The following is a 22,388-nucleotide window of genomic DNA, read 5'->3' as shown; positions in this document are numbered from 1 at the left end:
CTGTGACCCACGACTACAAAGCCACGCTCCATCTGCCCGCGACGGAGTTTCCGATGCGTGGCGACCTGCCCAAGCGCGAGCCGGCGATGCTGGAACGCTGGGAGCGCGAGGGGCTGTACGCGCAACTGCGCGCCAACGCGGCAGGGCGCCCGCTGTTCGTGCTGCACGACGGCCCGCCGTATGCCAACGGCCAGATCCATCTGGGCCATGCGGTCAACAAGATCCTCAAGGACATCATCGTCAAGTCCAAGTATCTGGCTGGCTTCGATGCGCCGTACATCCCGGGCTGGGACTGCCACGGCCTGCCGATCGAGATCGCGATCGAGAAGAAGTACGGCAAGGTCGGCGTGAAGCTGGATGCGGCGCAGTTCCGCCAGAAGTGCCGCGAATACGCCACCGAGCAGATCGATCTACAGCGGCGCGACTTCAAGCGCCTGGGCGTGATCGGCGATTGGGACAACCCGTACAAGACGCTGGATTTCCGCTTCGAAGCCAATGAAATCCGCGCGCTGGCCAAGGTGGTCGACAACGGCCATCTGACCCGCGGCGTGAAGCCGGTGCACTGGTGCTTCGATTGCGGCTCGGCCTTGGCCGAGGCCGAGATCGAATACGCCGACAAGGTGTCGCCGACGGTGGATATCGCCTATCCGGCGCGCGATCCGGGCGCTGTCGCTGCCGCATTCGGCGCGACGCTACCGACGGGCGTGGGCGTGGCGGTGCCGATCTGGACCACCACCCCGTGGACGCTGCCGGCCTCGCTGGCGGTGAGCCTGGGCGCGGACCTGGATTACGTGCTGGTCGAAGGCCCGGCCGATCGCGGCCAGCCGCGTTGGTTGGTGATCGCCGAGGCGTTGGCCGGCAAGGCACTGCTGCGTTACGGCGTGGAAACAGTGGTAGTGCACGGCCATGCCAAGGGCGCGGCGCTGGAACAGATGCTGCTGAACCACCCGTTCTATGCCGAGCGCGAGATCCCGCTGCTGCTGGGCGATCACGTGTCCGCCGAAGACGGTACCGGCGCTGTACATACCGCACCCGGTCATGGTCAGGAGGACTATCAGGTTTCCAAGCAGTATGGGTTGCTGGAGCGCTACGGCGCTGCGCAGATCAACCCGGTGGATGGGCGCGGCGTGTATCTGCCGTCGACGCCGCCGCTGGGCGACACCGTGCTGGCCGGGCTGCATATCTGGAAGGCCAACGACATCATCATCGATGCGTTGCGCGACACCGGCGTGCTGCTGGCCGCCAGCAAGATGGAGCACAGCTATCCGCATTGCTGGCGCCACAAGACGCCGATCGCGTTCCGCGCTACGCCGCAGTGGTTCATCTCGATGGAGCAGGCCAACCTGCGCGCCGATGCGCTCAAGGCGATCGAAAACGTGCATTGGTATCCGTCCTGGGGCCAGGCGCGCATCGCCGGCATGGTCGACGGGCGCCCGGACTGGACGATTTCGCGCCAGCGCACCTGGGGCGTGCCGATCGCCTTGTTCGTGCATCGCGAAACCGGCGAGCCGCATCCGCGCAGCACCGAGTTGCTGCGCCAGGTCGCCGACCGGGTGGAACTGGGCGGTGTGGACGTGTGGTACACGCTGGACGCGGCCGAGCTGCTGGGCGATGAGGCGGCCGATTACGACAAGATCACCGACATCCTGGACGTGTGGTTCGACTCCGGCGTGACCCATGAAACAGTGCTGGTGGATCGCGGCCTGCCCAAGCCGGCCGACCTGTATCTGGAAGGCTCCGATCAGCACCGTGGCTGGTTCCAGTCCTCGCTGCTGACCGGCGTGGCGATGGATAAGGCGGCGCCGTACAAGCAGTGCCTGACCCACGGCTTCACCGTGGACGAGCACGGCCGCAAGATGTCCAAGTCGCTGGGCAACGGCATCGAGCCGCAGGACATCATGAAGACCCTGGGCGCGGACATCCTGCGCCTGTGGATCGCCTCGGCCGACTACAGCAACGAGATGTCGCTGTCGCAGGAAATCCTCAAGCGCAACGCCGATGCGTATCGCCGCCTGCGCAATACCGCGCGCTTTCTGCTCGGCAATCTGCACGGCTTCGATCCGTTACAGCATCTGGTAGCACTGGACGACATGGTGCTGCTGGACCGCTGGATCGTGCATCGCGCGCACGAACTACAGGAGAAGATCGTTGCCGCGTATGCGCGTTACGACTTCGCCGAGATCGTGCAGGCGCTGCTGAATTTCTGCAGCGTGGACCTGGGGTCGCTGTATCTGGATGTGACCAAGGACCGCCTGTACACGATGGCCGAGGATGCACGCGGCCGCCGTTCGGCGCAGAGCGCGATGTATCACGTGGCCGAGGCGTTCGTGCGCTGGATCGCGCCGCTGCTGAGCTTCACCGCCGAAGAACTGTGGGGCTATCTGCCGGGCAAGCACACCGACAACGTGCTGTTCGCCACCTGGTACGAGGGGCTGGCGCCATTGCCGGCCGATGCCGCGTTGACCAGTGCCGACTTCGACAAATTGCTGGCCTTGCGCGAGCAGGTGGCCAAGGTGCTGGAGCCGATGCGTGCCAATGGCGCGATCGGTGCGGCGCTGGAAGCGGAGATCACCGTCGCCGCCGATGCGCAGACCGCCGCGCGCTGGCAGCCGCTGGCCGAGGAGCTGCGCTTTTTGTTCATCAGTGGCGATGTGACCGTCACTGCGGCCAGCACCGACGACATCTTCGTCAGCGCGCAGCCGACCACCAAGGCCAAGTGCGTGCGCTGTTGGCACCACCAGGCCAGCGTGGGCAGCGATCCGCGTCACCCGGAACTGTGCAGCCGCTGCGTGAGCAATCTCGAAGGCCCGGGCGAGGCGCGTCGCTGGTTCTGATGCGGGCATCGACGGCAATGCGTCGCGGAAGATTCCGCAACGCACTGCCGATGTTTTCGTAGAACGTGCTGCGCTGGAACGTGCCGCTGCCTTATTTGCAGGCTACTGCGCCACACGCTTACGCGGCGCTGACTGCTACGCCTGATGCGTTGTGGCGCTTGCTGAGGCTCGCGCTTGCGGTAAAGCGGGGCAGGGCAGCTGGCTGAAGCGGCCATGCCATCCTCGCTTGCCTGTCATCCAGCTTTGGTCATCGTTGTTTAGTTTTCGCCATCTCCAACGCCATCCAGGCATCTTCTCCGGCGTCGGAGAAATCACAACCAATTGCGACCTCTCGACATGAGTCAACGCCCCAAACCCTCCGCCCTGATCTGGTTGCTGTTGTCTGCGCTCGTGGTCGGGCTGGACCAGTGGAGCAAGGCCTGGGTGCTGTCCAGCCTGCCCGAGTACACCGCCGTGCCGGTGATCGACGGCTTCTGGAACTGGTACCGCACCTACAACACCGGGGCGGCCTTCAGCTTTCTGAGCGATGCCGGCGGCTGGCAGCTGTGGTTCTTCACCGCGCTGGCGGTGGGCATCAGCGGGCTGCTGGCGTTCTGGCTGTCGCGCACCGTGCGCGGCGAGTGGCGTAGCGCGCTGCCGTATGCGCTGGTGATCGGCGGGGCGATCGGCAACGTGATCGACCGCCTGATGCATGGCCACGTGGTCGATTTCATCCAGTGGTACATCGGCAGCCACACCTGGCCGTCGTTCAATATCGCCGACTCGGCGATCGTGGGCGGCGCCATCGGGATCGCGGTATTCGGTCTGTTCGACAAGGGCGGTAAGCGGGAGTCAGGGATCAAAAATTAGCAATCGAGGCTGAAGTGTTCCTGCGGGCGCACGCCGCCCGGTCCGATTCCTGATTCCCCATTCCCGTAGAATGCCCGCCATGGAAGTCCTGCTCGCCAATCCCCGTGGTTTTTGTGCCGGTGTCGACCGTGCGATCGAGATCGTCAAGCGCGCGATCGAGACGCTGGGCGCGCCGATCTATGTGCGCCATGAAGTGGTGCACAACCGTTTCGTGGTCGACGACCTCAAGCAGCGCGGCGCGGTCTTCGTCGAAGAACTCGACGAGGTGCCCGATAACGCCACGGTGATCTTCAGCGCACACGGCGTCTCGCAGGCGGTGCGCCTGGAGGCCGAGCGCCGCGGGCTCAAGGTGTTCGACGCGACCTGTCCGCTGGTGACCAAGGTGCACTTCGAGGTGGCGCGGCATTGCCGGGCCGGACGCGATGTGGTGCTGATCGGCCATGCCGGGCATCCGGAAGTGGAAGGCACGATGGGGCAGTGGAGCCGTGAGCGCGGCCCGGGCACGATCTATCTGGTCGAAGACATCGAGCAGGTGGCCACGCTGCAGATCCGCCAGCCCGAAAACCTCGCCTACACCACCCAGACCACGCTGTCGGTGGACGACACCATGGGCATCATCGAGGCCCTGCGTGCGCGCTTCCCGGCGATGCAGGGGCCGCGCCACGACGATATCTGTTATGCCACCCAGAACCGCCAGGACGCGGTGCGCGATCTCGCGCGCCAATGCGATCTGGTGCTGGTGGTCGGTTCGCCCAATAGCTCCAACTCCAACCGTCTCAGCGAGCTGGCACGACGCGACGGGGTGGAGTCTTACCTGATCGACAACGCCAGCGAGATCGACCCGGCCTGGATCGTCGGCAAGCAGCACATCGGCCTGACCGCCGGCGCTTCCGCACCGCAGGTGCTGGTGGATGGGGTGCTGGCACGGCTGCGCGAGCTGGGCGCCGAGGGCGTCTCCGAGCTGGAGGGCGAGCCGGAATCGATGGTGTTCGCGCTGCCCAAGGAACTGCGGTTGCGCTTGGTTAGCTGAAAGCAGGCGCTTGTAAATGGGCTTGGCGAGTAGGGATTCGGTTTGGCGCATGTGGGCTGCCTTGCAGTTGTCAGCTGACTGACTTTCTCCAGTCGCAACCTGGCGCATGACGCCGCAATGCCCGGCCTGCTCCACCAGCGGCGATTGACCCGGGACTGGCTCCGCTCCTACAATTCACGGCTCGCCGGAATAGCTCAGTTGGTAGAGCGGCGCATTCGTAATGCGTAGGTCGTAGGTTCGATTCCTATTTCCGGCACCATCGCTTCAATACTGGGTCGGCCATTGGTCGGCCCAGTTGCGTTTTGGGCAGATGCGCGTTCACCTAAGCGCACGCGCAGCCATAGGCGCTGCACATCACGCAGGCCTGATTGTGCAGGTCCGCAACCGTATCGTTTCTGCCTTGCGCCGCGCTGCGACAACATGTCGCATACGTTTGCGCGCATTAATTGCGGCAGATCATGGCCGATGGGTTTCGTGCAGGTGCAGCAAAGTTTAAAATTAGGGAGCTAACCCGTGTCTTCGGTCTGCGCGGTCATCTTTCTTCAGGAAGAGCGCTGCCGGACATGTCCCGAAAGGGGATGCGACGCATGAGGCTGGCGTTCCTTCGCACTTGGATCGACCGATGATTCCGTTGAAACATCTCGGGCGTGTACTTCGTCCAGGCCTGATGTTGCCGTTCCTGCTGTTGGCAGGCTGCAACTCGGCCATCCTCAATCCGAAAGGCCAGATCGGCCACGACGAAAAGCAACTGCTGATCACCTCGGTGGTGCTGATGCTGATCGTGGTCATCCCGGTGATCGTGATGACGATCGCGTTCGCGTGGAAATATCGCGCGTCCAACACGAAGGCGCGCTACGAGCCGGATTGGTCGCACTCCACCGCCATCGAAGTGGTGGTGTGGTCGATCCCGTGCGTGATCATCCTGGTGCTGGCAGTGCTGACCTGGCGCTCCTCGCATGCGCTGGATCCGTACCGGCCGCTGGATTCGGACGTCAAGCCGCTCACCATCGAAGCGGTCTCGCTGGACTGGAAGTGGATGTTCATCTACCCGGACCAGAACATCGCCACGGTCAACGAAATCGCCTTCCCGGTGCACACGCCGCTGAACTTCAAGATCACCTCCGACACGGTGATGAATTCCTTCTTCATCCCGCACCTGGGCACGATGATCTACGCGATGGCCGGCATGGAAACCAAGCTGCATCTGGTGGCCAACGAGCAGGGCGAATACTTCGGCCTGTCCACCAACTACAGCGGTCACGGCTTTTCGAAGATGAGCTTCAAGGCGCATGCCACCGACCAGGCCGGCTTCGATGCATGGGTGGCCAAGGTCAAGGCATCGCCGAAGGCGCTGACTGCCGTCGAATACCAGGTGCTGGCCGCCAATCGCAACGATAAAGAACAGTATCCGGTCACCTACTACTCGTCGGTGCAGGACGGCATGTTCCGCTCGCTGGTCGACAAATACATGAATGGTCCGGGTCACGGTCCGCAAGGCCATGGCGAAGGCCACGGCGACCATCAGGCATCGGCTGCAGAGCCGGTTGCCATGTGCACTTCTGGAGACAAGTGATGCTAGGCAAACTTACGCTCGAGGCGGTTCCGTACCACGAGCCGATCATCATGGTCGCTCTCGGTGGCGCCGGCCTGCTCGGCCTGCTCATCGCGGGCGCCATCACCAAGTACAAGCTGTGGGGCTACCTGTGGAACGAGTGGTTCACCTCGGTGGATCACAAGCGCATCGGTGTGATGTATATCATCGTGGCGCTGGTGATGCTGCTGCGCGGCTTTGCGGATGCGGCGATGATGCGTGCCCAGCAGGCGTTGGCGGGTAACGGCGGAGAAGGTGTGCTGCCGCCACATCACTACGACCAGATCTTTACCGCGCACGGCGTGATCATGATCTTCTTCATGGCCATGCCGTTCATGACGGGCTTGTTGAATCTGATCGTGCCGCTGCAGATCGGCGCACGCGACGTGGCGTTCCCGTTCCTGAACTCGCTGAGCTTCTGGCTGTTCGTAGCCGGTGCGGCGCTGATCAACATCTCGCTGGGTGTCGGTGAATTCGCGCAGACCGGCTGGTTGGCGTATCCGCCGTTGTCGGGGCTGGAATACAGTCCAGGGGTTGGTGTCGATTACTACATCTGGGCGTTGCAGGTCTCAGGTTTAGGCACGTTGCTGACCGGCATCAACTTCTTCGTGACGATCATGCGGATGCGCGCGCCGGGCATGACCCTGATGCGCATGCCGATCTTCACCTGGACCGCGCTGATCACCAACATCCTGATCATCGCCGCGTTCCCGATCCTGACCGTGGCGTTGGCTTTGCTGGGTGCCGACCGTTACCTGGGCACGCACTTCTTCACCAACGACGGTGGCGGCAACGCCATGATGTACGTCAACCTGATCTGGATCTGGGGCCACCCGGAAGTCTATATCCTGATCCTGCCGGCGTTCGGCATCTTCTCCGAGTTGATCGCGACCTACAGCCGCAAGCGGCTGTTCGGCTACACCTCGATGGTCTACGCCACCTCGTGCATCGGCGTGCTGTCGTTCGTGGTGTGGTTGCACCACTTCTTCACCATGGGCTCGGGTGCCAACGTCAATGCCTTCTTCGGCATCACGACGATGATCATCTCGATCCCGACCGGTGTGAAGATCTTCAACTGGCTGTTCACCATGTTCCGCGGTCGTGTGCACATGACCTCTCCGGTGCTGTGGACGATCGGCTTCATCATCACCTTCACCATCGGCGGCATGACCGGCGTGATGCTGGCGATTCCGGCCGTGGACTTCGTGCTGCACAACAGCCTGTTCCTGATCGCGCACTTCCATAACGTGATCATCGGCGGCGTGGTGTTCGGTTACCTGGCGGGTCTGACCTACTGGTTCCCGAAGGCGTTCGGCTTCAAGCTCAACGAGAAGATCGGCAAGGCCTCGTTCTGGTGCTGGATCATCGGCTTCTTCGTGGCCTTCATGCCGCTGTACGTGCTCGGCTTCATGGGCATGACCCGCCGCATGAACACCTACAACCACCCCGAGTGGGCGCCGTGGCTGTACGTGGCCGCTGCGGGTGCTGCGATCATCGGCATGGGCATCTTCCTGAATCTGGTGCAGATCGGTTACAGCGTCTGGAAGCGCAAGGAGCACATGGACTACACGGGCGATCCGTGGGATGGCCGTACGCTGGAGTGGGCAACCTCTTCGCCGCCGCCGTTCTACAACTTCGCAGTGCTGCCGCATATCGACGACCGCGATCAGTTCTGGGCCGACAAGCAGAACGGCAAGGGCTGGGTGCGTCCGTCCAAGTACGAAGCGATCCACATGCCACGCAACACCGGTGCAGGCGTGTACATCGGTGCCTTCAGCGTGCTGATGGGCTTCGGGTTGATCTGGCACATCTGGTGGCTGGCGATCATCGGCCTGGTCGGCATGATCGGCAGCTTCATCGCACGTACCTTCGATGACGACATCGATTACTGGGTGCCGGCCGACGAAGTGGAGCGCATCGAAAACGCGCGCTTTGCCCTGCTCGAACAGCAACATGCGGCGCAGGCCGCGAAGGTGATATGACCATGTCTTCCTCGACCACGCTTGACCACGCCGCCCACGCGGGCGGCCACGACGACCACGAACATCACGACGCCGGTGGCAACACCGTCTTCGGGTTCTGGGTCTACCTGATGAGCGACTGCCTGCTGTTCGCCGGCCTGTTCGCCACCTATGCGGTGCTCTCGGGCGCCACGGTGGACGGCCCGACGGCCAAGGAGTTGTTCGACCTGAAGTTCGTGCTGGTGGAAACCTTCCTGCTGTTGTTCAGCAGCCTGAGCTTCGGCGTCGCGATGATCTCCGCGCACAAGCGCAGCATGACCGGGCTGTATGCCTGGTTGGGCGTCACCGCGCTGCTGGGTATCGGCTTTCTGTGCATGGAAGTGTGGGAGTTCAACCACCTGATCCATGAAGGGGCGGGCCCGGGACGCAGCGCGTTCCTGTCGGCCTTCTTCACCCTGGTGGGCACGCACGGTCTGCACGTGGCCTCGGGTCTGTTGTGGATGGCGGTGCTGGTGATCCAGATCTCAAAGAACGGCCTGACCCCGCGCAACAGCACGCGTCTTGCTTGCCTGAGCCTGTTCTGGCATTTCCTGGACATCATCTGGATCGGTGTGTTCACCGTCGTCTATCTGCTGGGAGCGCTGTAATGGCCAATCATCACGCGCATGAAACCGCCGCCGACGCACATGCCGGCGGCCTGAAGTCCTATCTGATCGGCTTTGTGATGGCCGTGATCCTCACCGTCATCCCGTTTGCGATGGTGATGAGCGGGGCGTTCTCCAAGGGCGTCACGGTCATCGTGATCTCGCTGATGGCCGCCGTGCAGATGCTGGTGCACATGGTGTATTTCCTGCATATGGATCGCTCGCCCGAGCAGCGCTCCAATGTGCAGGTGGGCCTGTTCTCGCTGCTGATCATCGGCATCGTGATCGTCGGTTCGCTGTGGGTGCTGCACAACATGAACGTCAACATGATGCATTGAGACGGCGCCACGCGGATCGCGTCATGCTGTTATGAAGAAGGCCGCCAGCGATTGGCGGCTTTTTTTTGCGCATGAATTTGCCTGCGGCATGACCAATGGCATACGGGGAAGCCGTGGTGGGCGCTTAGCATCGTGGGCTTGCCTGTTTCCAGGTCACCTGCGGAGTTGCGATGAAGATGCCCACCCTGTTGTCCGTGTCGCTGCTGGCAGCGCTGTCGTTGCCCGCCGCTGCGCAAACCGCGCCGCCGCAGGACGTGCCGTTCGAAGGCAGCTTGAAGATCGATGTCGATGCCACCGATCTGGCCCACCGCATCTTCAAGGTCAGGACCACCATGCCGGCAAAGCCCGGCCCGATGACGCTGCTGTATCCGCAGTGGATCCCCGGCAATCACTCGCCGACCGGGCCGATCGACAAGCTCGCCGGTCTGGTGATCAAGGTCGATGGCAAGGTGGTGCCGTGGACGCGCGATCAGTTCGACGTGTATGCCTTCAAGATCGATGTGCCGCAGGGCGCCACCGAGCTGGTAGCCGAGTTCAAGTTTCTCTCTCCGCAAGCGAGCAACCAGGGCCGGGTGATGATGACCCCGGAGATGCTCAACCTGCAGTGGAACACCACCGCGCTGTATCCGGCCGGTGTCTTCGCACGCAACATCAAGACGCAGGCCAGTGTCACGTTGCCGGCCGGCTGGAGCTATGCCACCGCGCTGGAAACCGAGCGCCGCGTCGGCGATACGGTGACCTTCAAGCCGATCGATTTCGACGACCTGGTCGACTCGCCGATGTTCGCCGGCAAGTACTACAAGCGCGTGGAACTGAGCGGCGGCAAGCAGCCGGTCTACCTCAACGTCTTTGCCGACGAAGCCAAGTCGCTGGACGCCAAGCCCGAACAGATCAAGGCGCATGCGGCGCTGGTGCAGCAGATGGACAAGTTGTACGGCGCGCGCCATTTCGACCATTACGAATTTCTGCTCGCGCTGACCAAGAAGCTGGGCGGTATCGGCCTGGAGCACCATCGCTCCAGCGAAAACAGCGGCGTGCCGACGTATTTCACCGAGTGGGACAAGAGCTGGACCGGGCGCGACCTGCTCGCGCACGAATTCAACCATTCCTGGAACGGCAAGTATCGCCGCGGCGCGGATCTGTCCACGCCAAATTTCAACGTGCCGATGGGCGACAGCCTGCTGTGGCTGTACGAAGGCCAGACCCAGTTCTGGGGCGAAGTGATGGCCGCACGCTCGGGCCTGTGGACGCAGGATCAGGCGCGCGACATGCTGGCCGGCGTGGCGGCAAGCTACGAGCGTGGCCGCCCCGGCATGGCCTGGCGCACCGTGCAGGACACCACCAACGACCCGACCATGTCGATGCGCCGGCCCAAGGCGTATCGCAGCTATCAGATGAGCGAGGACTATTATTCCGGCGGCCAGATGATGTGGCTGGAAGTGGACAGCAAGCTGCGCGCGCTGACCAACAACAAGCGCTCCATCGACGACTTCGGCAAGGCGTTCTTCGGCATGAAGAACGGCGATTGGGACGTCAATCCGTACACCTTCGACGACATCGTGACCACGCTCAACGGCGTGGCCGCCTACGACTGGGCGAGCCTGTTGCGCAGCCGCATGGACGGGCACGGGTCGTTGAACGGCGGCATCGAAGCCAATGGCTGGAAGCTGGTCTACAACGAGGAGCCGAACCTGGCCACCAAGGCCGACGAGAGCGACGACAAGGACGCCAATCTGGCCTATTCGCTTGGCGTGTCCTTGAAAGCCTCTGGCGACATCGGTGATGTGCTGTGGGACGGCCCGGCCTTCAATGCCGGCCTGATCGCCGGCAACACGATCGTGGCGGTCAACGGCCGCGCCTTCAGCAGTGAGGTGATCAAGGACGCGATCACGGCGGCCAAGGGCAGCACTGCGCCTATCGAATTGCTGGTCAAGCGTCTGGACCGCTACGACACCGTGCGCATCGATTACCACGGCGGCCTGCTGTATCCGCATCTGGAGCGCATTGCCGGCAAGCCGGATCGCTTGAGCGAGTTGTACAAGGCGCGCTGAGTGGCAGTGCCCGTTCGGGGAGATAGTCGAGCGGGCAGGAGTAGAACCTTGGAGCTGCATGGTCGATTGCGATCGATCATGCGGCTTTGGAGGTTGATTTTCGTCGGTGACGATGCCGATTGATCGATCGAAGACCTTGCGCTAGCCGAGTGGTCGGCGTCGTCGACGGATCCCACGCAGACCGCCGTGGTTGAAGTCTGCAGTTGCACGCAGTCCAGCAACACCGTCAGCCTGGACGATTCCCGATTCCCGGCGCTACGCGCCCGCGTCGCGCATCCTGAGACCGGCGGCGACTATGCTGTCGCTCCAGAAACGATTGGCTAACTGACGATGGCGAAGGCAAAAATAGCCTATGTCTGCGGCGAGTGTGGCGCCGAATACAACAAGTGGCAGGGGCAGTGCACCGAGTGCGGAGTGTGGAATACGCTCAGCGAAATCGTGCTCGAAAGCGCAACCCCCGGCGGCAAGGCATCGCCGGCGGCTTCGCGCCGCACCGGTTGGTCGGGCAAGACCGAGGCGCCCAAGATCACCGCGCTCAAGGACGTGCGCCAATCCGAACAGTCGCGCGTGTCCACCGGCATCGGCGAGTTCGATCGGGTGCTGGGCGGCGGTCTGGTCGAAGGCGCGGTGGTGTTGATCGGTGGCGACCCCGGCATCGGCAAGTCGACGTTGTTGCTGCAAGCATTGGCCAGCATGGCCAGTACGCTGCCGGTGTTGTACGTGACTGGCGAAGAATCGCTGGCCCAGGTCGCAGGACGTGCGGTGCGCCTGGATCTGCCGTTGGAAGGCCTGAATGCGCTGGCCGAAACCGGCATCGAGAATATCCTGCAGCACGCCAGCGTGGCGCGGCCGAAGCTGATCGTGGCCGACTCGGTACAGACCTTGTGGACCGAATCGCTAACCGCAGCGCCGGGTTCGGTGAGCCAGGTGCGCGAGAGCGCGGCGCGGCTGGTGCGCTATGCCAAGGAAACCGGCACCGCCGTCTTCCTGGTCGGCCATGTGACCAAGGAAGGCGGCATCGCGGGGCCGCGCGTGCTGGAGCATATGGTCGATGCGGTGCTGTACTTCGAAGGCGAGAGCGGCAGCCGGTTTCGCTTGCTGCGCGCCTTCAAGAATCGCTTCGGTGCGGTCAACGAGCTGGGGGTGTTCGCGATGGGCGAGAAGGGCCTCAAGGAGGTCTCCAATCCGTCGGCGATCTTCCTGTCCGGCGGCAGCACCCAGCAGCCCGGAAGTTGCGTGATGGTCACCCGCGAAGGCACCCGGCCGTTGATGGTGGAAGTGCAGGCGCTGGTGGATGCCTCGCCGCTGTCCAATCCGCGTCGGGTTGCGGTGGGGTTGGAACAGAACCGGCTGGCGATGCTGCTGGCGGTGCTGCATCGCCATGGCGGCATCGTGGTGGGCGACCAGGACGTATTCGTCAACGTGGTCGGCGGCATCCGCGTGCAGGAAACTGCGGCCGATCTGCCGGTGCTGCTGGCGGTGTTGTCCTCTTTGCGCGATCGGCCGTTGGCCGACAAGACGATCGCCTTCGGCGAGGTGGGGTTGTCCGGCGAGATCCGGCCGGTGCCCAACGGCGAGGACCGCCTGAAAGAAGCCGCCACCCATGGCTTCAAGCGCGCGATCGTGCCCAAGGCCAATGCGCCGAAGACCACCAGCATCAAGGGTATGGAGATCGTCGCGGTGGAGCGGCTGAGCCAGGCGCTGGAAGCGGCGGCTGAGTAAGGTCCACGCAGAGCGGGGCGGACGCTGCGAGCGGTGCGCTGAGCGGTGTCGAATGTGGCGAGCAGCGTCGCCTCGGCCACGTCAGGCAGCCGCATGTTGCGATTGCGACTGAACACTGCAAACCGTCTGTCGGATAGACGGCTGTATTTGCGTTTGATTGTCGAGAAAACGTTTTCAGAAAGAGTGCGGCTATGGCACCATGCGCGGCCCGTTGCACCGTGCACCGGATCACAGACACCGCTGACTGCTCTTACCTGGAGAATCACAATGGAATGGATGTTGTTGCCGCTCAAGCGCTACGCCGACTTCACCGGTCGCTCGCGTCGCAAGGAATACTGGATGTTCTTCTTGCTGCAGATGATTGTTCTGCTGGTGCTGGGCGGCATTTTCGGCATCGCGGCAGCGATAGGCGGCGGCGACAACGGCCCCGGCCCGCTGGCGTGGGTGGTGTTTGCCATCATCATGATCGTCGGCCTGGCTATGATCGTGCCGGGCATTGCAGTGACCGTGCGTCGCCTGCATGACCAGGGCAAGTCCGGCTGGTTCTATCTGATCAGCCTGGTGCCTTACGTGGGCGCGATCGTCCTGCTGGTCTTCATGTGCATGGACGGCACCCCGGGCCCGAACGAATACGGTGAAAGCCCCAAGCAGTAACCGGACGCACCGATCGATCGAACAACGGCGCAGGGAAGTCCCTGCGCCGTTGTCGTTTTTGCGATTTTATTGGCTTGAAACAAGCCTTGCGTCGGCACGCACCACGTCAAGACGCGTCTGGATCAGCACGCCGCAGCGTGGCTTGCCGCGTTCTGGGGTGTGAGCTTGCCCGGGGTCACTGCATCTGTGTCATGCAGTGCAAGTTCCAGCTTGTAGCCATGCGAATACACGGTTCTGATGCGCACCGCGCCACTGTGATTGCACAGCTGCAACTTCTTGCGCAGCTTGTAGATGTGCTGCTCCATGGTGCGGTCGGTGAACTCGGTATGGCTGCCCCATACCGCCTTGGCCAACTGGCAGCGGCGGAAGCACACACCGGGGCTGGAGAACAGCAACCAGGCGATCGAAAACTCGCGTGCGGTGAGCACGATCGGCTTGCCGTGCAGATACACGGTGTTCTCGTCGCGGATCAACTGGTATGGCCCAACGCTGAGTTGCTGCGTTTCCGGGCATGCCTGCGCCACCGGCGAGATCGCCAATGCCGCGCGGACATGCAACTCATGCGAATTGAACGGCAGCGCCAGCACGTCCTGCGCACCGGCGCGATACCAGGCCAGGATGTCGTTGGGGCAATCGAAACGCCCCAGTACGATCAATGGCGTTGGATGGCCGCTATGGCAGCGCTGCCAGGCCAGCAGCGAACTATCGTCGGAGGCAACGCAGGTCGCATCGAACACCAGCAGCTCGCAAGGGGAATGTCGCAGCGAGCGCAGAAGTTCGAGTTCGTCGGAAAAGACCGCAAAACTCGGCGCGAGCGGTGCGAGGCTCGCGTTGACCTGCGAGGCCAGACGCGCATCCTGCGTCAACAGGAAAGCCGATCCTTGCTTGCCGGAAGCGTTGGCGTACATCAGCCAGCCTTCCCATGTCGGCATGCGTACCAGTCGTATGTCGGGTGCCTGTGACGGGCAGCCGGCGCCAATACAAAACCCACGTGTATAGATAAGTACATCGCCAAACCTTTCGGCTGCCAGGGAGGGTCTGACCGAGATCAGACGAATGGTATGTACCATTGGCGAGGCAGAAAGTTTCACTGCTGCGTACTTTTCTTCGGCTTTGCGTGGGTTGGCTTTAACGTGCGCTCAGATAGGCGTAACGGAGCTCTTACATTTAGGCATGGATGCGCCGGAAATAACAAAATTACGACATTGCTGCGGCGATGGCGCTGCGGAAGCGCCAGAAAATTGCCTGGGCCCGCAGACATCCAAACCAATTGGTCAGGTATAGACCAAGGTATTGCAATTTATTCGCTGTTATAGCGCTTGTGGAATATGTCGGCGGTTTATCGACGCGGCGGATCGCCGAAGTTTCTATTCGCGGCGAGTGCGTCTGTTACCACACGCAACTGACATGCAGTCATTGCCACGACATGCCTCGACAACGCGAGCTGCCCGTGGAAGCGAGGTGTTCCGAGATGTTTCGGCACCGGTGGGGGTCTTGCTGCAGGAGTCGATGTCTTCAATACGCAATCGCATGTCGTGCGATGTCCTGTGCACGACATCGGACCTGGAGTGCAAAAAATGCCCACATGCTCTGCACGCTGTGCGACTGGCACGGCTCGGCCAGAGTGAGAATTTTTGATTTTCTTAGTGCCCCAAAGTGAGAAATTCCATTGGATCCGCTGCATACAATCGATTGCGCCAAAAGACCGGCGAAATTGGTTGTTTTTTGCTCATCCCCCTAAGAGAGAGCCTGGCATGATCCTTTCCACCTACCTCGCAGCGATCTCTGCGTTGTCGTACGCAGACCGTCTTCCTACCTATACAAGCAGGATGCTGGTTGGTGCCTGGCCGCAGGGTCTGCAACACCTTCAACAACGCCGCGACGGGCAGGCCGCCTCGGATGGCGGCGACGATGAAGTCAGCCTGCTCGGCGCCAGTGGTGACGCGCTGCTGATCCTGGAGTATCAGGAAGAAGCCGAAGATGCCTATCGCCATGCGTTGAAGGCGATGCGTGGGCATCAACGGCAGCTGCGGCTGCTGTCGTGCCGCAACACCGCCTGGTTGATGCTGAGCCAGCGCCGGCTGAGCGCCGCGTTGAACTGTTTTGCGCAGCTGGCGATGGACCGCGAGACGCCGTCCTGCCTGTGCGGCGAGAGCCTGTTGGGTAAAGCGTTGACGCACTTCCATCTGGGCCAGAGCACGCTCGCGCTGCAGACGCTGGAGCGCGCCAACGAGGTGCTTTCGGAACTGGAGACCGGTGCGAGCGATTGGCTGCGGATCGCCACCGCGCTGCGCCTGGACATGATTGCGCAGCTGCGCATCCGTCGCTCCGATCGCATGAGCGACCACGTGTTCTGGCAGGCCACGCTGCGCCAGGAGGATGCGGCGCATGCGTTCGAGCCCAACGAGCTGCGCGCCTGCATCGCCGATCTGGCCGAGAGCATGCCGGTGCTCGCCCAGCGCATGCGGCATGTGCGCAACCTGCTGCGGATTGCCGGTGGCGATACCTTCGGTTTCGATGCGCAGATCGATGCATTGCCGGCTGCGGCCACCGGTTGCCCGCCGTGCGCCCGCCAGGACGCGCAGGTGGAACTGGCACTGGCTGCGTTGGCGGTGGGGCGTGCGGATCTGGCCGAGCGCGCGTTGGCCGGTGCCGGCCGGCACCATGCGCCGCGCTGGAATCTGGAGTTCGAGTATTGTCAGGCCAAGATCAGCCAGGCGTTGGGCAAGACCGAGCAGGCGTTGTTGCTCTACAACCGGTATGCGCTGGGTGCGGTGCAATGCCTGCGCAGCGAAGTGCAGGCGCCGCGCCTGCTGGAAAGCGGTACCCCGGCCCATGTGAGCGACGACATCTCGGCGCGTCTGCCGGCCAAGTACCGGCGGGCCTACACTTACATGATCACCAACGCGCACCGCTCGGATCTGTCGATCAATGAAGTGGCCGCGCAGATCGGAGTGACCGGGCGCGCGTTGCAGCAGGCGTTCAAGTCCGCCACCGGCTTGTCGCCGACCCAGGTGTTGCGTCGCTACCGGATGCAGGGCATCCGCGACGAACTGCTGGCCGAAGGCGGCTGCGGCAGTGTGCTGCAGGCGGCAAGCCGTTGGGGCGTGGGCAGCCGCTCGGCGCTGGCCAAGGGCTACCGCCAGCACTTCAATGAGGCACCGATGGAAACCTTGCAGCGATAATGTGCCTGGCGCCACGGCCGTGCAGTCCTGCAGGCCGTGGCGCTTCGTTTCCGGTGGGTGATGCAGCAGCGATGTCCGGTCGCAGTGCGGTGGAAGGATCCGAATTGAGACGTGCGTGCGTGCGGCGTGGCTTGCGGCTATGCTTTCCGGCTCGCATTGCCACCCAGGAAGGCGCGTCCGAGGATGGGCGTGGCCGCCAAGGAAACGACAAACGATCATGCAAGATCACACCTCCGAGGCGACGGACGCCTCTCAGATCCGCCGTGCAGGCGTCGATCTCAACGGACTGATGTCCGTCCTCAGCAAGCACCTCTATTCCACACCGGTGGTCGCGTTGCGCGAGTTGGTGCAGAACGCGCACGACTCGATCCTGCGCCGCCGCCTGGAACAACCCGACTGGCAAGGCGAATCGCGCATCGAAGTGCATGCCGATGCTGCCCAGGGCATCGTGCGCATCGTCGATACCGGCGCCGGGCTGACCCAGCAGGAAATTCACGACTATCTGGCCACCGTGGGCGTGGGCTACACCCGTGGGCTGCGTCAGGGCGGGCATGAAGACAGCGGCCTGATCGGCATGTTCGGGCTGGGCTTTTTGTCGGCCTTCGTGCTGGCGCGCCGGGTCACCGTGCGCACCACCTCGTACCAGAGCCCGACGCTGGGGCATTGCTACATCTCCAGCAACGCCGAGCAATACACGGTCAGCCCGATCCCGGCGCGCGCGCAGGTCGGCACCGAAGTGGTGCTGGAACTGCATGAGGACTATCTGTCGTTGGCCCAGGAAGGGCGGCTGCGCGAGATCCTGTCGCGCTACTGCGCGCTGTTGCGCGAGCCGATCTGGATCGGCGGCGATGCGCAGGCGATCAACCCCGAGCCGCCACCGTGGCGCATGCACGATACGGTGCCTTTGCATCCGGTGCAGGCCTGGCGGCGGCAACGCGAGTTTGCCGCGCGCTTCGAGCGCAACTTCGAACCGCTGTGCTGCATGCCGGTGCGCACGGAGGAGGGCAGCGATGCGGTCGGCTTGCTATGGGTACAGGACGGGGCGACCTATGGCACCAGCGACAACCGCAATCTGTCGGTGTTCCTGCGCGGCATGCTGCTGGACGACAACGCACGCGGGCTGCTGCCTCCGTGGGCGGGCTTCATCGGCGGGGTGATCGAATCCAATCGGCTGACGCCCACTGCCAGCCGCGAGGACCTGCAGCGCGACTCCACCTACACGGCGGTGCAGCACGCGCTGTCCGAAGCGCTGGTGCAAGGTCTGGCCGATGTCGCACGTCAGCAGCCGGAAGCCTGGCGGCGCATTCTGCTGCGCCACAACGAGGCCTTGCTGGGCGCGGCCTTGTGCGACGAGCGCTTGTTCGAGTTGCTGATGGAACACGTGCGGGTGCCGACCGCGCAAGGCGATCTGCCGGCGCAGCGGTTGCCGGCGCGTGGCGCAGTGCATGTGATCCTGGACAGCGACAGCGGTTTCGAAGAGATGCTGTTCCGCGCGATGGGCGTGCCGGTGGCCTACGGAAATCGCTATGCGGTGGTGCCGTTCCTGCGTCGCTGGGCGCAGGCCAAGGGCGTGCGGCTGGTGGAGCTGGGCACCGAGCAGGGCAACCGGCAGTTGTTCCAATTGGACGACAGCTTGCCGGCCGACGAACTGGCCTGGCTGGAACAGCATCTGGGCGATGGCGAAGCCTTGGTGCCGGCGCGTTTCAGCCCCGAAGCATTGCCGTTGGTGGTGGTGCCCGACCGTGAGGCCGAACTGAAACGCCGTCTGGAGCAGGACGAAAACGACAAGCGCGTGTCCACCGCTGCGTTGCGGCTGGCCCGGCAGTTCACTGCGGGGATCGAAGCACGCCAGACCCAGCGGCTGTATCTCAATCTCGACAACCCGGCGCTGCAGGCATTGCTGGCGGCGCAGCGCTCCGGCAATCCGCAGGCGGCGGTGGCGGCGCGGCTGCTGCGCTCACTCAAGGTGATCGTGTCGGCGCAGGGGCGCACCCAGCCGCAGCCCGGTGCCGCCGCATCGGGCGGATCGGATTTGAATCGGGCTTTCGGCGATCTTGCCGAGGCCGTGACCCAACTGCTGGCGCGCTGAGCGCCGCATCGAAGGAGCAACAGGATGGAAATCTGGAACTGGGTTGAAAAGCTGCAGGACGATCTGGGCGAAGCCGGTCAGCCGCAGAACGCGCAACTGCTGACGCGCCTGACCGACCATATCTGCGACCTGCAGATCGAACGCGCCGAAGCGCTCTTGCCCGAGGCGCGTGCGCTGGGCAAGACGCTGGCCAATCCGTGGCTGGAGGTGTTCGTCGGGCACTGGGAAATGCGCAACCGGGTCGGCAACCTGTGCGAAGGCGAGCGTGCGCTGAGCGATGCCGTGACGCTGTTCGAGCGCGCGCATCGCGCCGATGCGGTGGAGTGCCCGCAATCGGTGTGCGTGACCCAGGATCTGGCCGCGTGCTACGCCAATATCGACGGGCCGGGCTGGGTGGAAGAGCGCATCGAAGTATGCGAGGAAACGCTGGGCCGCATCGACCCGAGTTGGTCGTGCTACCAGTGTCTGAGCTGCGAAAAAGCCGACGCCTTGCTCGACGATGGGCGCGGCGAGGCGGCACTGCATTATCTGGAAGAGCAGTCGCAGACCATTCTTGCGCATGGCGGGCAGATCTACGACGGCGTGCCGGACATGCGCATCTCGATCCTGCTCTCGCTCGGTCGTGCAGAAGAAGCGCTGGCGCTGATCGAACAGCGCGAACGCGAGGCCGCACGCGAAGGTGCAGAGTGGGCCAACTGCAGCCAGCCGCGGCGTTTGCAAAAGGCGCGCGCATTGGCGCTGTTGCATCGCGACGATGAAGCGCTGGAGGCATTTCTGCCGTGGCGCGAGGTTGCGCCGCGCTATCGCATGCACTGGTTGCGTGCAGTGGTGGTGCTGGTGTCGCGCACGCCGGAGCGCAACACCTGGGATCTGGGCAGCCGCTTGCAGGTGATGCTGGATCATTACGCGCAGGTCGGTGCGCATCGCATCCTGATCGACGCGGCCGAGATGGCGATCGAGCTGGCGTTGCAGCGTGGTGCGGTGTGGACCGCGCGCCGGCATCTGGCGCTTGCGCGTGCGCATGTGCCCAAGTTGCGGCAGGATCGTGGCGCCACGCAATTGCTGGACCGTTTGGCCATGCGCATCGAGACCGCACCGGCGGGCGAGGCGGCGCCGGTGCCTGCCGCACAGTTGCTGGAATGGCTGGAGGCGCAAGCCGAAGACGTAGTGCGCAACCCCGAGCGCGAAGCGCAATGGTTGCTGCAGGCAGTGGCCGAGCGTCCCGACGATGCCGAGTTGGTGGACACCACTGCGTCGGCATTGAGCGCGTGCGCGGCCGACGATGAGGCGATCGCGCTGCTGTGGGCGTTCGTGCAGCGGCACGCCGACCGCGAGACCAGCCCGACCTTCCGGCTGATGAATCTGCTGCTGGGCCGTGGCGACGACGCCGGCATGCGTCGGCTGGCGCAGCTGTATCGCCCGTTGGTGCCGGTGGCAGCGCTGTGGTGCGAAGCACAGCTGGCCCAGCGGCTGGCCGATTGGCCGGCGCTGGAACAGGCCTGTACCGCGTTGCTGGAGCTGTCGCCCGGCTCGCATGGCGCACGCGGTTTGCTGGGGCGCATGTATCTCAACACCGGCCGCTTTGCGGAAGCCGCCGAGGTGTATCGACAGCTGACCGAGTTGATGGAAGAACCGCGCTCTGCGCATTGGGATCACATGACCGCGGCCAGTGCGGCGCAGCAGTGGGAAGCGGTGCGTGCCTCGGCGCTGGCGATCGGCATGGAGCTGAGCAGCACCAGCGGTGTGGTCGAAGAGAACTGGGGCTGGGTGATCGTGCGTTGTGTGGACGACGGCGAGGCGGCCGAGTATTACGCGCGCCGCACTGGCCCGGTCACCGCGCGCATCCTCGAAAACGCGCCCGCGCATCGGCGTCAGCATGTCGGCGATTGGGTGGTGTTCGATGCCGAGTTGCTGTATCCGCCGCCGGAAGACGAGGCCGAGCGCGAGCGTTTCGTACCGACCTACGCGCAGGTGCATGTGTTGCAGGCGGGCGGTTACGGCAGCAGCTGGCTGGTGGATGGCGTGCATCCCGGCGAGCCGGCGGTCGAGGCCTTGCGCGAAGAGATCGAGGCCGGCGGCTGGAAGCTGTGGGTGCACAGTCGCGACGATTATCACGTGATCGATCCGCAACATCCGGATGCGTTCGACCCGGAAGATGCGAGCACGGGCCTGCCCGGCGTGTTGTTCACCGTAGCGCTGCCGGAAACGGCGGCGCCGTTGGAATTGCATCGGGCCTTGCTGGCCGCCACCGCGCAGTGGCCGCACACGATGTGCTGGCTGCGCCTGGCCGAGGCCTGCGATCAGGACCCGCGCCCACATCTGGAAGCAGTGGAGCGTTACGGGCTGTAAGGGCGGCGATCAACGTCATCGCGCAGCCGCTTAGGTCGTGTGTGGGGATAGTCGATGCGCGGTACTGCATCCGGTGTCCCACTGCGGTACGCGTGCAAGCGCCTGCAGCGAACCGAAGCATTCCCACGAAACCTGCTGACTTCGTGGGCGTGGTCGGCTTGCGCGCGGTGCCGCATCCGGTGTCGGGACACGCCGCAAGTACGTCCATGTAGGCTCGGTGGCGGCATCCATGCCGCCACACGGTCCCGCCCCCGGACGCGTCACCGCGCTCCGACTCTTCGCGGTTGCTGATCGGCAGGCGTGACTTGATGTGTGCAACGCCTGTGGATTCCGCAGTCGATAGTCAATGCAGTCTTTCGTCTATCGCTTTGCTATGACTTCGCAGCGAAGGTCTCGCTCCAAGGCACCATCAATCAACCAGGCAACGCTGTTCGATCAGCTACCGACAACGGCCGGAGGTGCTTGCGCGCGTCCCGGCGTGGGACCTTACGCGGCATGGATGCCGCGTAAGAGCCTACACGGACGTACTTGCGGCGTGTCCCACGCCGGGACGCGTGCAAGCGCCCGCAGCGAACCGAAGCATTCCCACGAACCTGCTGACTTCGTGGGCGTGGTCGGCTTGCGCGCGGTGCCGCATCCGGTGTCGGGACACGCCGCAAGTACCTCCATGTAGGCTCGGTGGCGGCATCCATGCCGCCACACGGTCCCGCCCCCGGATGCGACACCGCGCTCCGACTCTTCGCGGTTGCTGATCGGCAATCAATGGTTTCAAGCATGCGTCATGCCTGCGGATTACAAAGTCGATTTCTGCATTCGATGTAGTTGTCATCAACCCATCAGTTCGCCATTGGAGGTCACGATCCGAGGAAAGGTCCGTCAACCAGTCGCCGCTTTCCTATCGCCACCAATAACGTGTGGTGGTGCTTGCGCGCGTACCGGCGTGGGACCTTACGCGGCATGGATGCCGCGTAAGAGCCTACATGGATGTACTTGCGGCGTGTCCCACGCCGGTACGCGTGCAAGCGCCCGCAGCGAACCGAAGAATTCCCACGCAACCTGCTGACTTCGTGTGCGCGGTCGGCTTGCGCGCG

14 protein-coding genes and 1 tRNA gene are annotated in these 22,388 nt (G+C 63.6%); 14 read left to right on the top strand and 1 reads right to left on the bottom strand.

Annotated features, from left to right (window positions below):
* Positions 1-2: 2 nt before the first annotated feature.
* The 11 genes from ileS to NDY25_RS03930 all read left to right on the top strand — a co-directional run bounded on the left by ileS (position 3) and on the right by NDY25_RS03930 (position 13,674).
* Positions 3-2,834, top strand: coding sequence for an isoleucine--tRNA ligase (gene ileS, locus NDY25_RS03980; protein ID WP_168957947.1), 2,832 nt, complete (start codon positions 3-5; stop codon positions 2,832-2,834).
* Between the two features lie 336 nt (positions 2,835-3,170).
* Positions 3,171-3,683 carry a signal peptidase II gene (gene lspA, locus NDY25_RS03975; protein WP_168957946.1) on the top strand — a complete coding sequence of 171 codons (513 nt, stop codon included), beginning with the start codon at positions 3,171-3,173 and terminating at the stop codon, positions 3,681-3,683.
* 79 nt (positions 3,684-3,762) lie between these two features.
* Complete coding sequence (gene ispH / locus NDY25_RS03970) at positions 3,763-4,713, top strand: 4-hydroxy-3-methylbut-2-enyl diphosphate reductase (RefSeq protein ID WP_074056941.1); 951 nt, start codon at positions 3,763-3,765, stop codon at positions 4,711-4,713.
* A gap of 183 nt (positions 4,714-4,896) precedes the next feature.
* A tRNA-Thr gene (locus NDY25_RS03965) sits at positions 4,897-4,972 on the top strand.
* 363 nt (positions 4,973-5,335) lie between these two features.
* Positions 5,336-6,286, top strand: coding sequence for a ubiquinol oxidase subunit II (cyoA, locus tag NDY25_RS03960; protein ID WP_168957945.1), 951 nt, complete (start codon positions 5,336-5,338; stop codon positions 6,284-6,286).
* Entirely contained in the window at positions 6,286-8,286 is a 2,001-nt protein-coding gene (cyoB, locus tag NDY25_RS03955; protein ID WP_168957944.1) for a cytochrome o ubiquinol oxidase subunit I, read from the top strand. The genes cyoA and cyoB overlap by 1 nt, the downstream gene beginning before the upstream one ends.
* Complete coding sequence (cyoC, locus tag NDY25_RS03950; RefSeq protein WP_006450194.1) at positions 8,283-8,912, top strand: cytochrome o ubiquinol oxidase subunit III; 630 nt, start codon at positions 8,283-8,285, stop codon at positions 8,910-8,912. Before cyoB ends, cyoC begins: the two co-directional genes overlap by 4 nt.
* Complete coding sequence (gene cyoD, locus NDY25_RS03945) at positions 8,912-9,247, top strand: cytochrome o ubiquinol oxidase subunit IV (RefSeq protein ID WP_006450195.1); 336 nt, start codon at positions 8,912-8,914, stop codon at positions 9,245-9,247. The genes cyoC and cyoD overlap by 1 nt, the downstream gene beginning before the upstream one ends.
* Positions 9,248-9,417: 170 nt before the next feature.
* Complete coding sequence (locus NDY25_RS03940) at positions 9,418-11,298, top strand: M61 family metallopeptidase (protein WP_168957943.1); 1,881 nt, start codon at positions 9,418-9,420, stop codon at positions 11,296-11,298.
* A gap of 330 nt (positions 11,299-11,628) precedes the next feature.
* Positions 11,629-13,020: a DNA repair protein RadA gene (radA, locus tag NDY25_RS03935; protein WP_168957942.1), complete on the top strand. Its 1,392-nt coding sequence runs from the start codon at positions 11,629-11,631 to the stop codon at positions 13,018-13,020.
* Positions 13,021-13,287: 267 nt separating this feature from the next.
* Positions 13,288-13,674 carry a DUF805 domain-containing protein gene (locus NDY25_RS03930; protein WP_006450581.1) on the top strand — a complete coding sequence of 129 codons (387 nt, stop codon included), beginning with the start codon at positions 13,288-13,290 and terminating at the stop codon, positions 13,672-13,674.
* A gap of 122 nt (positions 13,675-13,796) precedes the next feature.
* On the opposite strand, the gene NDY25_RS03925 is transcribed toward NDY25_RS03930, so the two are convergent.
* Positions 13,797-14,582, bottom strand: a complete 786-nt coding sequence (locus NDY25_RS03925; RefSeq protein ID WP_023903139.1) for a winged helix-turn-helix domain-containing protein — start codon at positions 14,580-14,582, stop codon at positions 13,797-13,799.
* Between the two features lie 921 nt (positions 14,583-15,503).
* On the opposite strand from NDY25_RS03925, the gene NDY25_RS03920 reads away from it, so the two are divergent.
* From NDY25_RS03920 to NDY25_RS03910, 3 genes are all read left to right on the top strand, one after another.
* Positions 15,504-16,859, top strand: coding sequence for a helix-turn-helix transcriptional regulator (locus tag NDY25_RS03920; RefSeq protein ID WP_180336536.1), 1,356 nt, complete (start codon positions 15,504-15,506; stop codon positions 16,857-16,859).
* Positions 16,860-17,076: 217 nt separating this feature from the next.
* Positions 17,077-18,948, top strand: coding sequence for an ATP-binding protein (locus NDY25_RS03915; protein ID WP_256627783.1), 1,872 nt, complete (start codon positions 17,077-17,079; stop codon positions 18,946-18,948).
* 24 nt (positions 18,949-18,972) lie between these two features.
* Positions 18,973-21,297 (top strand): hypothetical protein, encoded by a 2,325-nt coding sequence (locus NDY25_RS03910; RefSeq protein ID WP_168957939.1) that lies wholly within the window; start codon positions 18,973-18,975, stop codon positions 21,295-21,297.
* Positions 21,298-22,388: the final 1,091 nt, after the last annotated feature.

Source organism: Xanthomonas hortorum pv. pelargonii (assembly GCF_024499015.1).
Taxonomy (GTDB): domain Bacteria; phylum Pseudomonadota; class Gammaproteobacteria; order Xanthomonadales; family Xanthomonadaceae; genus Xanthomonas; species Xanthomonas hortorum_B.
This window is presented reverse-complemented; position numbering and strand designations above follow the sequence as displayed.